Origin of the sequence: Streptomyces sp. SJL17-4, from assembly GCF_036826855.1 — a bacterium.
Taxonomy (GTDB): domain Bacteria; phylum Actinomycetota; class Actinomycetes; order Streptomycetales; family Streptomycetaceae; genus Streptomyces.
Genome location: NZ_CP104578.1, coordinates 6,344,556 through 6,358,635, shown reverse-complemented (window position 1 = coordinate 6,358,635; position 14,080 = coordinate 6,344,556). Strand labels below are relative to the sequence as shown.

General features: G+C 70.9%; 12 protein-coding genes. 3 read left to right on the top strand and 9 right to left on the bottom strand.

The window, feature by feature from the left end:
• The first annotated feature begins 307 nt into the window (after nucleotides 1-307).
• Nucleotides 308-1,285 carry a zinc metalloprotease gene (locus N5875_RS28555; RefSeq protein ID WP_338497023.1) on the top strand — a complete coding sequence of 326 codons (978 nt, stop codon included), beginning with the start codon at nucleotides 308-310 and terminating at the stop codon, nucleotides 1,283-1,285.
• Nucleotides 1,286-1,372: 87 nt separating this feature from the next.
• On the opposite strand, the gene N5875_RS28550 is transcribed toward N5875_RS28555, so the two are convergent.
• Nucleotides 1,373-1,951, bottom strand: coding sequence for a dienelactone hydrolase family protein (locus tag N5875_RS28550; RefSeq protein WP_338497022.1), 579 nt, complete (start codon nucleotides 1,949-1,951; stop codon nucleotides 1,373-1,375).
• A 68-nt stretch (nucleotides 1,952-2,019) separates the two neighbouring features.
• Complete coding sequence (locus N5875_RS28545; RefSeq protein ID WP_318207310.1) at nucleotides 2,020-3,606, bottom strand: Na+/H+ antiporter; 1,587 nt, start codon at nucleotides 3,604-3,606, stop codon at nucleotides 2,020-2,022.
• A gap of 112 nt (nucleotides 3,607-3,718) precedes the next feature.
• Between N5875_RS28545 and N5875_RS28540 the strand changes: the two genes are divergently transcribed.
• Nucleotides 3,719-3,907, top strand: coding sequence for a hypothetical protein (locus N5875_RS28540; RefSeq protein WP_318207311.1), 189 nt, complete (start codon nucleotides 3,719-3,721; stop codon nucleotides 3,905-3,907).
• Nucleotides 3,908-3,975: 68 nt separating this feature from the next.
• Here N5875_RS28540 and N5875_RS28535 read toward each other — a convergent pair whose 3' ends face one another.
• The 4 genes from N5875_RS28535 to N5875_RS28520 all read right to left on the bottom strand — a co-directional run bounded on the left by N5875_RS28535 (nucleotide 3,976) and on the right by N5875_RS28520 (nucleotide 7,095).
• Complete coding sequence (locus N5875_RS28535; protein ID WP_318207312.1) at nucleotides 3,976-4,443, bottom strand: GNAT family N-acetyltransferase; 468 nt, start codon at nucleotides 4,441-4,443, stop codon at nucleotides 3,976-3,978.
• The gene (locus tag N5875_RS28530) at nucleotides 4,440-5,381 is read right to left on the bottom strand and encodes an RluA family pseudouridine synthase (protein ID WP_073916813.1); all 942 of its coding nucleotides are present in this window, start codon (nucleotides 5,379-5,381) and stop codon (nucleotides 4,440-4,442) included. The genes N5875_RS28535 and N5875_RS28530 overlap by 4 nt, the downstream gene beginning before the upstream one ends.
• A 52-nt stretch (nucleotides 5,382-5,433) precedes the next feature.
• Nucleotides 5,434-6,063: a signal peptidase II gene (lspA, locus tag N5875_RS28525; protein ID WP_318207313.1), complete on the bottom strand. Its 630-nt coding sequence runs from the start codon at nucleotides 6,061-6,063 to the stop codon at nucleotides 5,434-5,436.
• A 195-nt stretch (nucleotides 6,064-6,258) separates the two neighbouring features.
• Nucleotides 6,259-7,095: a histone H1-like repetitive region-containing protein gene (locus N5875_RS28520; protein ID WP_318207314.1), complete on the bottom strand. Its 837-nt coding sequence runs from the start codon at nucleotides 7,093-7,095 to the stop codon at nucleotides 6,259-6,261.
• A 540-nt stretch (nucleotides 7,096-7,635) separates the two neighbouring features.
• Here N5875_RS28520 and ileS point away from each other — a divergent pair.
• Nucleotides 7,636-10,779: an isoleucine--tRNA ligase gene (ileS, locus tag N5875_RS28515; protein ID WP_338497014.1), complete on the top strand. Its 3,144-nt coding sequence runs from the start codon at nucleotides 7,636-7,638 to the stop codon at nucleotides 10,777-10,779.
• A 1,062-nt stretch (nucleotides 10,780-11,841) separates the two neighbouring features.
• On the opposite strand, the gene N5875_RS28510 is transcribed toward ileS, so the two are convergent.
• The 3 genes from N5875_RS28510 to sepF all read right to left on the bottom strand — a co-directional run bounded on the left by N5875_RS28510 (nucleotide 11,842) and on the right by sepF (nucleotide 14,002).
• A complete protein-coding gene (locus tag N5875_RS28510) occupies nucleotides 11,842-12,951 on the bottom strand; it encodes a DivIVA domain-containing protein (RefSeq protein WP_318211227.1) in 1,110 nt (369 codons plus the stop codon).
• 55 nt (nucleotides 12,952-13,006) lie between these two features.
• Nucleotides 13,007-13,297 (bottom strand): YggT family protein, encoded by a 291-nt coding sequence (locus N5875_RS28505; protein ID WP_318211228.1) that lies wholly within the window; start codon nucleotides 13,295-13,297, stop codon nucleotides 13,007-13,009.
• Between the two features lie 81 nt (nucleotides 13,298-13,378).
• Nucleotides 13,379-14,002: a cell division protein SepF gene (gene sepF, locus N5875_RS28500; RefSeq protein ID WP_030314526.1), complete on the bottom strand. Its 624-nt coding sequence runs from the start codon at nucleotides 14,000-14,002 to the stop codon at nucleotides 13,379-13,381.
• Nucleotides 14,003-14,080: the final 78 nt, after the last annotated feature.

Sequence of the window (14,080 nt, the reverse complement as noted above, 5' to 3'; positions counted from 1 at the left end):
TCGCTTCTGTTAACAGAAGCTCACATCGCTACGGCGGGTGGCCGGTTTTCGAGATCGAATCCGGACACACCACCCGCCTCCGCCACCTTGACTGTTACGTCGACGTCTCAAACTCCGGAAGCCGCCCAAGTTTTTCTTCCCGATGCCCCGAATTGCTCCATGAATGATTGGGCCTGATCGCTTCTCAACGACGCCTGACATGGACGCGTAATCTCCCCGCAGTGGCGAGGAAGTTCCTCACCACCACCCCCCGCGAGGAGTCACCGTGCGTGCTCTTGTCCGTATATCGCCGCGTATGTCACGTCGTATGCTCGGCACTGCCGTGATGGCCGGAACCCTGGCCCTGGCACCCCTGTCCGCCCCGGTGGCCACCGGCGCCGCCGCCACCACCCTGGCCGGCGCCTCGGCCGAGGAGTGCGTGGACGGCCACGACGACCACGAGGCCCTCTCCGGCGCCCGCAAGGCGCGCGGCGCCGAGAGCCACGCCCACGAGCCCAACGAGGTCACGGCCACCCAGGCCAAGGCCATGGACGCGGACTTCAAGAAGAAGCTGGACGCCGCCCGCACCGAGGGCCGCCTCAGCGCCTCCGCCGAAACCGGCGCCGCCGCGGTGGTGAACATCCCGGTCTACTTCCACGTCATCCACTCCGGTACGACGGGCAAGCTCACCGCCACCCAGATCAACAACCAGATGGCGGTCCTGAACTCGGCGTACGCCGGCCAGGGCACCGGCAACGTGAACTCCAACTTCCAGTTCACCCTTGCCGGAACCGACTACACGGACAACGCCTCCTGGTACAACCTGGCCTCCGGCTCCACCGCCGAGAAGCAGATGAAGCAGACCCTCCGCCAGGGCGGCGCCGGCGCGCTGAACTTCTACACGGCGAACCTGAGCGGCGGCCTCCTCGGCTGGGCGACCTTCCCGTCCTCGTACCAGTCCAACCCGTCCATGGACGGTGTCGTCGTCCTCGACACCTCGCTCCCGGGCGGCTCCGCGGCCAACTACAACGAGGGTGACACCGCCACCCACGAGGTCGGCCACTGGATGGGCCTCTACCACACCTTCCAGGGCGGCTGCACCGGAAACGGCGACTACGTCACCGACACCCCGGCCGAGAAGAGCCCGGCGTACCAGTGCCCGACCGGCCGTGACTCCTGCGCCTCCAAGACCGGCGTGGACCCGATCCACAACTTCATGGACTACACGTACGACGCGTGCATGTACCAGTTCACTTCCGGCCAGGTGACCCGGATGAACGAGTACTGGACCGCCTACCGCGCCTGATCCTGATCCGGCCGGACAGAGGTGTGGCCCCCGGGGAACTCCCCCGGGGGCCACGCCCGTTCGACAGGTCCTGCAGTCCTGCAGGTCCTACAGATCCTCGACGAAGGCCAGCGCCACCGACCAGGCCTGCGCGGCCGCCTCCTCGTCGTAGTCGGGCAGCTCCGGGTCCGTGAACACGTGCCCCGCGCCCGGGTAGCGGTAGATCTCCACGTCCGCCCCCGCCTTGCGCATCTGCAGGTACCAGGACGACAGCCAGTCGTGCGTCTCGAACGGGTCGGGATCGGCCACGTGCAGCTGGACGGGCAGCTCGTCCACCGCGGCCGACTCCGCGAGGTCCGAGGTGCCGTGGAACAGGAGCAGCCCGCGCGCCTTCTCGTCCCCGAGCGCCAGGGTCTGCGCGATCGAGGCCCCGAGGGAGAGGCCCATGTAGACCAGCCCTCGCTCGGAGTACGGGGCCGCGGCGAGGACCGCCCGCTTCAGCAGCTCGTCCTTGCCGATCTCGTCCCGGAGTTCCACACCCTCCTCCACGGTCCCGACCGTCCGGCCTCCGTAGAGGTCCGGGGTCCAGACCTGGTGCCCGGCGGCGCGGAGCCGCTCGGCAGCGGCCTCGACGGAGGGGGTCAGCCCGTAGGCCGAGTGGAAGAGCATGATGTCCATGCGTCCCATCCTGCCACCCGCCCCACGGGACACCGGCCGCACCACCTGCGGCGTCACCTGCCCGCCGCACGACCGCCTCACCGCATGCTGCGCACGTCCAGCTGGCGCAGCACCCGGTCCACCACCTCCGGGTCGGCGCCCGGCTCGCTGCGGGCCGAGAGCACCTCGTGCCGCGCGGCCGACATCAGCTCCCGCTGGATCCGCTGCACCGCCTTGAAGCGCTTCGTCCGCTCGACGAACGCGGCCCGCCGCTCCTCGTCGACCATGTCCGGACTGATCCGCGCCCCGATGTCGTACGCCCCGCGCAACAGCCGCTCCTGGAGGTCCTCGGGCAGCTCCTCGACCTCCTCGATCTCCTTGAGCCTGCGCTTGGCGGCCTTCGCGGCCCGGATGGCCAGATCCCGCTCAAGGGCCCGCTCGGCGTCCGCGTCGGCCCGCACCCCGAGCCGCCTGACCAGCCAGGGCAGGGTGAGCCCCTGGAAGACGAGCGTGGCGATGATCACACAGAAGGCGATGAAGACGATCTCGTCGCGGCCGGGGAAGGGCGAGCCGTCGTCGGTACGGAGCGGGATGGCGAGCGCGAGCGCCACCGAGGCCACCCCGCGCATCCCCGCCCACCACATGACGATGGTCTCCCGCCAGCTGGTCGGGATCTCCTCGTCGACGTCCCGGCGGGTGTGCAGCCGCTTCGCGAGCCAGGTGGCGGGCAGCAGCCAGAGGAGCCGGACCCCGACGACCACCGCGACGACGGCGGCGCCCCAGCCGAGCATCTCCAGGCCGTGCCCGTCCGCCACCCCGAAGACATGCACGAGCTCCAGTCCGATGAGGCCGAAGGCGATGCCGGTGACGAGGGTGTCGACGATCTGCCAGAAGGTCTGCCCGGCGAGCCGGCCCATCACGTCGTCGGCGTCGGCCGCGTGTTCGGCGAGGAAGAGGGCGGTGACCAGGACGGCGAGGACGCCGGAGCCGTGCAGTTCCTCGGCGAGCACGTAACTCACGAAGGGCACGAGAAGGGTGAGTCCGGTCTGGAGGGTGGCGTCGCCCAGGAGCCCGATGAGCTTGTTGGAGAGCCAGCCGAGCCCCAGACCGACGACCATGGCGACCACGGCGGAGAGCACCAGCGCGCCGACCGCCTCGGGCCAGGAGAAGGAGCCGCTGACGACGGCGGCGATGGCCACGTGGTAGAGCACGATCGCGGTGACGTCGTTGAAGAGGCCCTCGCCCTCCAGGATCGACACCAGACGGCGGGGCAGTCCGAGCGAGCCTGCCACGGCGGTCGCCGCGACCGGGTCGGGCGGCGCGACGAGGGCGCCGAGCGCGATGGCGGCGGCCAGCGGAAGGCCGGGCACGAGCGAGTGCGCGACCGCGCCGACGGCGGCCGTGGTGACGAAGACCAGGGCGACCGCGAGCAGGAAGATGGGCCGCTTGTTGGCAGCGAACTGGCGCCAGGAGGTGCGCTGCACGGAGGCGTACAGCAGAGGGGGCAGGACCAGCGGGAGGATGAGCTCCGGCGGGATCTCGACGTTCGGCACGAAGGGCAGGAAGGCCAGCACGATCCCGATGAGGGTCATCAGGACGGGTGCGGGCAGTCCGAGCCGCTCACCGAGGGGCACGGTGAGCAGGGCGCCGAGCAGCAGCAAGAACAACAGGGCCAGCTGGTCCACGGTCTCCCCTCCAGCGGTCCGGCGAGTCGGTCATGACTCTTCTCGCCCTGCCGCGCCACACGAAGAGGCATAGCATGAAATGGACATTTCGACCACTCGACGGGAGGGCGGCATGATCAAGCAGCGACTGGGACGTCGCGCGGCAGCCCTGATGCTGGCCATCGCCGGCGTGCTCGGAGCGGGGTCCGCCGCGCTGGCGACGCCGCATCCACCGACCAACGGCGGAAACGGTGCGGGCCAGAGCGGCCAGTGCACCGGACCCGCGGACGAACGTCCACGCGGTTGCCACACCAGCAAGTGACCACCGCAGCCCGGAACGAAACCAACCAAGGGCCTGTTCTTCGGACCAGGCCCGCCGTCGTGCCGCCGCTACAGCGTCCGGCGCATCGCCCGGTGCGGCATGCCCGCGTCGGGGAACTCCGGGCCGTACGCCTCGTAGCCGAGGCGCTCGTAGAAGCCCAGCGCGTGCGTCTGCGCGTGCAGGTCGACGGCGGTCAGACCACGCTCGCGCGCCACGTCCTCGACGGCCCGGACGAGCGCGGCGCCGACACCGAGGCCCCGGGCCGCCTTGGCGACCGCGAGCCGGCCGAGCGAGCCCACCGAGGCGTCGCCGCCGGTCTTCCCGACCGCGTCCGCCCCGAGGAGAAGGCGCCCGGTGCCCAGCGGCAGCCCGTCCTCGCGCACGGCCAGCACATGCGCCGCGGTGGCGTCGTACGCGTCGTACTCCAGCTCCTGCGGAACGCCCTGCTCCACCACGAAGACCTCACGGCGGACCGCGAAGCAGGCCTCCCGGTCACCGTCGCCGAGCGCCTCACGGACGCTGTACGCGCTGCTCACTGGCTCTCCGCCGCGATCCGGTCCAGGGCCTTCTGGAGGTCCTCGGGGTACGTGCTGGCGAACTCGACCCACGAGCCGTCGCCCGGGTGCTCGAAGCCCAGCCGGACGGCGTGCAGCCACTGCCGGGTCAGGCCGAGGCGCTTGGCGATCGTCGGGTCGGCGCCGTAGGTCAGGTCACCCACGCAGGGGTGGCGGTGGGCGGACATGTGCACCCGGATCTGGTGGGTGCGGCCCGTCTCCAGCTTGATGTCGAGGAGCGACGCCGAGCGGTACGCCTCGATGAGGTCGTAGTGCGTGACGGACGCCTTGCCGTCGGCGGTGACCGCCCACTTGTAGTCGTGGTTCGGGTGCCGGCCGATGGGGGCGTCGATGGTGCCGCTCATCGGGTCGGGGTGGCCCTGCACCAGCGCGTGGTAGCGCTTGTCGACCGTGCGCTCCTTGAACTGGCGCTTGAGCGAGGTGTACGCGTACTCCGACTTGGCGACCACCATCAGACCGGAGGTGCCGACGTCGAGGCGGTGCACGATGCCCTGGCGCTCGGCGGCGCCGGAGGTGGAGATGCGGTACCCGGCGGCGGCGAGGCCGCCGATGACCGTGGTGCCGGTCCAGCCGGGGCTGGGGTGCGCGGCCACACCGATCGGCTTCATGATCACGACGATGTCGTCGTCGTCGTGGACGATCTCCATGCCCTCGACGGGCTCGGCGACGATCTGCACGGGCGCGGCCGCGCCCGGCATCTCGACCTCGAGCCACGCGCCGCCGCTCACCCGCTCGGACTTGCCGACGACGGAGCCGTCGACCTGGACCTTCCCTGCGGCGGCCAGCTCGGCCGCCTTCGTACGGGAGAACCCGAACATACGGGCGATGGCGGCGTCGACGCGCTCGCCCTCCAGGCCATCGGGAACGGGCAGCGTGCGGATCTCGGGACTCGTACTCACTCGTCGAGTATGCCTTGCCCCGAGGTGCTCGGGTCTCGCGGCAAGGTTCGGCTCAGTCCTTGTGGATGGTGCCGTCGGGGTCCAGACCCCGGAACGACAGGATCACGATGAGGATGCCGCCGCAGACGATCGCCGAGTCGGCGAGGTTGAAGACGGCGAAGTGCGCGGGGGCGATGAAGTCGACGACCGCGCCCTCGAAGACGCCCGGGGAGCGGAAGATCCGGTCCGTGAGGTTGCCCAGCGCGCCGCCGAGCAGCAGACCGAGCGCGATCGCCCAGGGCAGGCTGTAGAGCTTCCGCGCCAGCCGGATGATCACGACGATCACGGCGGCCGCGATGCAGGTGAAGATGATCGTGAAGGCCTCGCCCATGCCGAACGCGGCACCCGGGTTCCGGATGGCGTCGAAGCGCAGCCAGTCGCCGATCACCGGGATCGGCTCACGGCCCTCCAGCTTGGCGACCACGAGCATCTTGCTGCCCAGGTCGAGCAGGTAGGCGAGAACGGCCACGACGAACAGGGCGAGGATCCTGCGCCTGCCCCTCGGCCGCTCCTGGGGAGCGGCCGACGCGTCGTCGGGCGTGGCCGTACCGTCGTCGGGCGTGGCCGCCGTCTCGTCGGAGGCGGCCGGCTCCTCGGCCCCTGATGAATCCGGCGTACCGATGATGCGCTCCGCCTCTGCCACGTGAGTGAGTCCCTCGACCTCGATGCCTGACCGTGCACCGAGGGTACGGCACAGGCGTACGAGACCGGCAGCCGAGATCACCGGCCGCGCCGCACCGCTTCGGCGCACGTACGGCACCGGTGGCCGGCCGCGGCCCTTGATCGTCCGATCGTCGGCCGCAGATCGTCCGATCGTCGGCCGCGCCCTCCGCGGCCGTCAGCCGCGCCGCTCCTGCCGCTGCTTGTCCTCGACGCAGAGCGTGGCCCGGGGGAAGGCCTGCATCCGCGCCTTGCCGATCGGCTTCCCGCACACCTCGCAGAGGCCGTACGTGCCCGCGTCGAGCCGTTCCAGGGCGTGCTCGCTCTGCTCCAGCATCTCCCGGGCGTTGGCGGCCAGGGCGAGCTCGTGCTCGCGCGTGATGTTCTTGGTGCCGGTGTCGGCCTGGTCGTCCCCCGCGCCGTCGCCCGAGTCCCGCATGAGGCCGGTGAGCTCCTCCTGGGAGTGCGCGAGCTCGCTGCGGAGCCGCAGCACCTCGGACTGGAGCTCGTTGCGGGCCTCGGCGACCTCGGCCGGGGTCCAGGGGTCCTCCCCCGGACGTACCGCGAGCTCGCCGGTCCGGGCGGGAGGCACGGCGGCCTCGTCCCCGGCGGTCGTGACGCCACCCGCCGTCTTCTTCGCTGCCACCGTCCTGGCTCCTGTCTGCTTCTTCGCGGCGGGCGCCTCGGCGGCCGCCTTCTTCGCCGCGGCCTTCTTGGCGGGCGTCTTCTTGGCGGCGGCCTTGGGGGCAACCGTTTCCTCGGCGACCGCCTCCCCCGCGCTGTCCGTCACGGCGGTCTTCTTCACGGCGGCCTTCTTCGCGGTGGTGGTCTTCTTCGCGGTGGTCTTCTTCGCGGTGATCTTCTTCGCGTCGGACTTCTTCGTGATGGTCCTCTTCGCGACCGTCGGCGGCTCCGCGACCGTCGTCCTCTTCCCGGCCACGTCCTTGGCGCCCTCCGCCGAACCGGTGGAACCGGCGGCCGAGGGCTTCTTCGCGGCGGTCTTCTTCGCCACCATGTCGCGGCCCCTTCACATTTTGTGATCTTGCTCGCGAATCGTGCTGGGACGATAAATCGGCCCAAGGCCCGCAGCAACGGGGCACGCCGCCGTTCCCACCCGCCCCCGCGCCCCACGGGGCGAGCCTGCCTCGGTTGTGCCCAGCTCCCCGCCGGGTAATCCGTCCAACCCCTCCCCCACATGGCCGTACACCAAGTCCGAACCACCCCGTATGGCCATTCGGGTCACGGGAAAACCGGTCTGCCACGCCACCCCGGGCCCCGTACACTGGTCCTGCGAAAGGCTTGGATGGGGACGAGTAGCGTCGTACGCAGCCATGAGCGACCCGGGGACGGTGAGAGCCCGGGGGCGAGCCCGATGTGAAGCATCACCCCGGAGCCGTCGGAAGAAAGCCGCAGGAGACCTGCGGTGACTAGACCCGGCGTCGCGACCCCAATGAGGGGGCTCAGGGCCGTGTGCCCCGGGCCAAGGAGGGTGGTACCGCGGGAGCAGCGCTCTCGTCCCTCCGACGGAATGACGACAGTCCGCCGGAGGAACTCGATGACACCGCCGCAGTACCGCCAGGTGCCCGCCCAGGTCGACCTGCCCGCGATGGAGCACGCCGTGCTCGATTTCTGGCACGAGAACAAGGTCTTCGCCAAGACCCTGGAACAGTCCGAGGGACGCCCCGAGTGGGTGTTCTACGAAGGCCCGCCGACCGCCAACGGCATGCCGGGCGCGCACCACATCGAGGCCCGCGTCTTCAAGGACGTCTTCCCCCGCTTCCGGACCATGCGCGGCTACCACGTGGCCCGCAAGGCCGGCTGGGACTGCCACGGCCTCCCGGTGGAGCTCGCCGTCGAGAAGGAGCTCGGCTTCTCCGGCAAGAAGGACATCGAGGACTACGGCATCGCCGCGTTCAACGACAAGTGCCGCGAGTCCGTGACCCGGCACACCGACGCGTTCGCCGAGCTCACGACCCGCATGGGCTACTGGGTCGACCTCGACGACGCGTACCGGACGATGGACCCCTCGTACATCGAGTCGGTCTGGTGGTCGCTGAAGCAGATCTTCGACAAGGACCTGCTCGTCCAGGACCACCGGGTCGCCCCCTGGTGCCCGCGCTGCGGCACCGGCCTCTCCGACCACGAGCTGGCCCAGGGCTACGAGACGGTCGTCGACCCCTCGGTCTACGTCCGCTTCCCGCTGACCTCCGGCCCGCTGGCCGGCAAGGCGGCGCTCCTCGTCTGGACGACGACCCCGTGGACCCTGGTGTCCAACACGGCGGTCGCCGCCCACCCCGAGGTCACCTATGTCGTCGCCACCGACGGCGACGAGCGGGTCGTCGTCGCCCAGCCGCTGGTCGAGAAGGCGCTCGGCGAGGGCTGGGTCACCACGGGCGAGTCCTTCACGGGCGCGGAGATGGAGCGCTGGACCTACCAGCGCCCCTTCGAGCTGGTCCCCTTCGACGCCCCGGCGCACTACGTCGTGAACGCCGAGTACGTGACGACCGAGGACGGTACGGGTCTGGTCCACCAGTCCCCCGCCTTCGGTGAGGACGACCTCAAGGTCTGCAAGGCGTACGGCCTGCCGGTCGTGAACCCGGTCCGCCCCGACGGCACCTTCGAGGAGGACGTGCCGCTGGTCGGTGGCGTCTTCTTCAAGAAGGCCGACGAGGCGCTCACCGCCGACCTGGACGCGCGCGGGCTGCTCTTCAGACACATCGCGTACGAGCACAGCTACCCGCACTGCTGGCGCTGCCACACGGCGCTGCTGTACTACGCGCAGCCGTCCTGGTACATCCGCACGACCGCGGTCAAGGACCGCATGCTCGCGGAGAACGAGCGGACGAACTGGTTCCCGGACTCGGTCAAGCACGGCCGCTTCGGCGACTGGCTGACCAACAACGTCGACTGGGCGCTCTCCCGGAACCGCTACTGGGGCACCCCGCTGCCGATCTGGCGCTGCGAGGACAACCACCTGACCTGTGTGGGTTCGCGCGCCGAGCTGACCGAGCTGACGGGCACCGACCAGTCCGAGCTCGACCCGCACCGCCCGTACATCGACGCGGTGACGTTCGGATGCCCGGCGGAGGGCTGCTCGCTGGAGGCCACCCGCGTGCCGGAGGTCATCGACGCCTGGTACGACTCGGGTTCGATGCCGTTCGCGCAGTACGGCTACCCGTACGAGAACAAGGAACTCTTCGAGTCCCGCTACCCGGCGCAGTTCATCTCCGAGGCCATCGACCAGACGCGGGGCTGGTTCTACACGCTGATGGCCGTCGGCACCCTCGTCTTCGACAAGTCGTCCTACGAGAACGTGGTCTGCCTGGGCCACATCCTCGCCGAGGACGGCCGCAAGATGTCCAAGCACCTGGGGAACATCCTCCAGCCCATCCCCCTCATGGACCAGCACGGCGCCGACGCGGTCCGCTGGTTCATGGCGGCCGGCGGCTCGCCGTGGGCGGCCCGCCGGGTGGGCCACGGCACGATCCAGGAGGTCGTCCGCAAGACCCTCCTGACGTACTGGAACACGGTGGCCTTCCAGGCGCTGTACGCCCGCACGTCGGGCTGGGCGCCGAGCGCGGCGGACCCGGCTCCGGCCGACCGCACGGTCCTCGACAAGTGGCTGCTCTCCGAGCTGAACACGCTGGTCGTCGAGACGACCGAGGCGATGGAGTCGTACGACACCCAGCGCACCGGCAAGCTGATCTCGGCCTTCGTCGACGACCTCTCCAACTGGTACGTGCGCCGCTCCCGCCGCCGCTTCTGGCAGGGCGACAAGGCGGCCCTCCGCACCCTCCACGACGTGATCGAGACGGTCACCCGCCTGATGGCCCCGCTGACCCCGTTCATCACGGAGCGGGTCTGGCAGGACCTGGTGGTGCCGGTGTCGCCGGACGCCCCCGAGTCGGTCCACCTGGCCACCTGGCCTGAGGCGGACACGACCCGGATCGACAAGACGCTCTCGGAGCAGATGCTCCTTGTCCGGCGTCTGGTGGAGCTGGGCCGGGCGACGCGTGCCGAGTCGGGCGTGAAGACCCGCCAGCCGCTCTCCCGGGCCCTGGTGGCGGCGACGGGCTTCGCGGCCCTCTCAGCGGACCTCCAGGCCCAGATCACGGAGGAACTGAACGTCTCCTCCCTGGCCTCCCTCTCGGAGGTCGGCGGCAGCCTGGTGGACACGACGGCCAAGGCGAACTTCCGCGCCCTCGGCAAGCGCTTCGGCAAGGGCGTCCAGGACGTGGCGAAGGCGGTGGCGGCGGCCGACGCGGCGGCGCTGTCGCTGGCGCTCCGCTCGGGCGAGGCGACCCTGTCGGTGAACGGCGAGGACATCACCGTCACTCCCGAGGAGGTCATCATCACGGAGACCCCCCGCGAGGGCTGGTCGGTGGCCTCCGACGCGGGCGCGACGGTCGCCCTGGACCTGGAGATCACCCCGGAGCTCCGCAAGGCGGGCCTGGCGCGTGACGCGATCCGCCTGATCCAGGAGGCCCGCAAGAACAGCGGCCTGGACGTGGCGGACCGGATCGCCCTGCGCTGGCAGGCGGAGTCCCCGGAGACGGCGGAGGCGCTGAAGACCCACGCGGCCCTGATCGCGGACGAGGTCCTGGCGACGGACCACGCCGAGGGCGAGGCGGACGCCACCTACGGCCCGGCGTTCACGGACGAGCCCCTGGGCCTGACGTTCCACCTCCGCAAGGCCTGACCCCCAAGAAAGAGGGCCCGGCACCCACATGGGCGCCGGGCCCTTCGCCATCCCCCGCCGCGTGCATGCGCTCGCTCCCCAGGGACAGCACCCACCGGCGCGTCGGCCGCGCCCGCGTTGCGGGCAACTGTTCCGCTGCGGCAAACCCCACCGCCGCCGCCCCACCCCGCTGCGGGCAACGGACCCGCCGGTGCTCCACCCCCACCCCCGTGGCGAGCACCGGCCCCGCCGGGGCAGTGCCCCCGCCCACCCCCATGGCGGGCACCGGCCCCGCCGGGGCTCCACCCCCGTTGTGGGCAACTGTTCCGCCGGGGCTCCACCCCCACCCACCCCCGTTGTGGGCAACTGTTCCGCCGGGGCTCCACCCCCACCCACCCCCGTTGTGGGCAACTGTTCCGCCGGGGCTCCACCCCCACCCACCCCCGTTGTGGGCAACTGTTCCGCTGGGGCGGAACGGGTGGGCACAACGGAACGGCGCCCCTTGCCGGGCCTAGGCTCCCGCGCCTGAACCCGAACCCGATGCACGGCGCACTGGTGGTGCGGGTCAAGGCACAAGGGGCGGAGGCGCCGCCAGAGCGCGCCGTCCCGTGTGCCCACCCGTCCCGCCCCAGCGGGACGAATGCCCACACGGCGGGGGGCGGCGGGCGCGGCGTGTGCCCACACGGCGGGTGGGGCGTGGGGCGCGGCGTGTGCCCACACGGCGGGGGGCGTGGGCCGCGGCGTGTGCCCACACGGCGGTGGGGTGCGCGGGCCCGGCCGGGAAAAGCCCCCGCGACGGGGGCGAGGCAAAGCGGGCGCGGCCCGGACGAGGGCGGGGCGGGCACAGCACGCACGAGGGCGAGGCGGGGCGGGCGCGGCCCGCACGGACGGGCGCAGGCCGCGGGGGCCCGGTGCGGACGGGCGCAGGCCGCGGGGGCCCGGTGCGGGCGGGCGCAGGCCGTGGGGGCGGCGGCCGGTCGATCGGGGTACGCCGCCACGGCAAAGGGCCGGGCCCCCGGAATTCCGGGGGCCCGGCCCTTCAGCCTGCCGACGGCTACGCGCTCATCGCGCGACCACGCGCCGTCAGTTGTCGTCCTCGTCGATCAGGAAGCCACGCATCGGCGCCGGCGCCTGCTGCATCGGCTGCGGAGCCTGCGGACGGACCGGAGCCATCGGCTGGGTCATCGCCGGGGACATCTGCTGCTGGCCGCCGTAGGACGGGGCGCCGCCCATGGACGGTCCCCCACCCATCGCGCCGTTGCCGCCGTAGGACGGCGCACCGGCGCCGGCCGAGGCCATCGACGGGGCCGGCGGCAGCGAGGCCGTGGCCGGGGTACGCGGCGGGGCCAGCGAGTCGTCGGCCTGGGTCTCCAGCTGACGCAGCTGCGACTCCAGGTACGACTTCAGACGCGTGCGGTACTCGCGCTCGAAGCCGCGCAGGTCCTCGACCTTGCGCTCCAGCGTGGCGCGGGCGGACTCCAGGGAGCCCATCGCGACGCGGTGCTTCTCCTGCGCGTCCCGCTCAAGAGCGTCCGCCTTGGCGCGGGCGTCCCGCTCCAGGCCCTCGGCGCGCGAGCGCGCCTCGCCGACGATCTTGTTCGCCTCGGAGCGGGCCTCGGCGATCGCCTGGTCGGCGGTCTGCTGGGCCAGCGAGAGGACACGCGCGGCACTGTCGCCACCGGGGCCCTGGGCGGGCTGCTGCTGCATCTGCGGCGGCATCTGCTGCTGCATCTGCTGCTGCGGGTGACCCATGGGGCCGCCCTGCATCGGGCCGGGACCCATCGGGCCGCCCTGCATCGGACCACCCTGCATGGGGCCGCCCTGCATGGGGCCACCCTGCATCGGGCCGGCGGGAAGCTGCGGGGCACCGGACGGAAGCTGCGGCGGGCCCATCTGCGGCGGCTGCTGCTGGACCGGCGGTCCGGATATGGCGGCGGGCACGGGCGCGCCGGGACCGACGGGACGATCCTGCTGCTCCGGGGGCTTGCGCATCCCCTGCTGCTGCTGGTTCTGCGCGGCGGCACGCGTCGCGGCGGCCAGCTTGGCGCGCAGGTCCTCGTTCTCGCGGAGCAGGCGGGTCAGCTCGGCCTCGACCTCGTCGAGGAAGGCATCGACCTCGTCCTCGTCATAGCCTTCTCGGAGGCGGACGGTCGTGAACTGCTTGTTCCGCACGTCCTCGGGGGTCAGCGGCATCTCTTCTTCACCTCTACGTAGTCGTCGGCAGTCGGCAAGACCGTATCGTCCACATTCACCTCGCGAAGTTGCTCACGATGGAGATCAGGATGTAGACGATGATCATCAGAACGAAGAAGGACAGGTCGAGTGCCACGCCCCCGAGACGCAGCGGCGGGATGAGTCGCCGCAGAAGCTTGAGCGGTGGATCGGTGACAGTGTAGGTGGCCTCAAGGACGACCACCATCGCCTTACCGGGTTGCCATGAACGGGCGAACTGGAAGACGTAGTCCATGACAAGTCGGACGATCAGGAGGACGAGGAAGCACATCAGCACGATGTAGATCACCTGTAGTGCGACGCCCATCCCGCGTTTCCCTCTCCCCTGACTTACGTGCTCTCACTTGTTCCGGCCGCTTCGCGACCGGTCCGTCCGGTTCTCGTGTTCTCAGCTCTGGTTGAAGAATCCGCCCTCTGCGATCCGGGCCTTGTCCTCCGCCGTGACATCGACGTTAGCAGGCGACAACAGGAACACCTTCTGCGTCACGCGCTCAATGCTGCCATGGAGCCCGAAGACGAGTCCGGCGGCAAAGTCGACAAGTCGCTTCGCGTCCGTATCGTCCATCTCCGTGAGATTCATGATCACCGGAGTGCCCTCACGGAAGTGTTCCCCGATGGTACGGGCCTCGTTGTAGGTCCGGGGGTGCAGCGTGGTGATGCGGTAGGGCTCCCGCTCGGACACGACCTTGGGCATGATCACGGGTGCGTTCTTCTCCATGCTGGGACGTTCGGGTGTGATGGATGCCACGGGGGCAATTCGGGCCGGACGTCCGCTTTCGGCGAGTACTGGAACAGAATGGGACATCGGCTCGCGGGGGGCCGGAGGCTGCACCACTCGTACCGGTTCCTCACGCTCCACCTGTCGCGGGGGGGCGATGTGGCGCCGGTCGCGCTCGGGCTCCGGCTCCAGCTCGGGTTCGAAGTCGTCGTCGGGGTCGAAGCCCCGGCCGTCGTACCCATCGTCCTCCACGAGGCCGAGGTAGACCGCCATCTTGCGCATCGCGCCGGCCATTCTCCGATTCCTCCGCTCTGTGGTGGATCGCCATACTGGCCAATTCGCAGCGTCACCAAGTGCCCGCGATCCACGGGT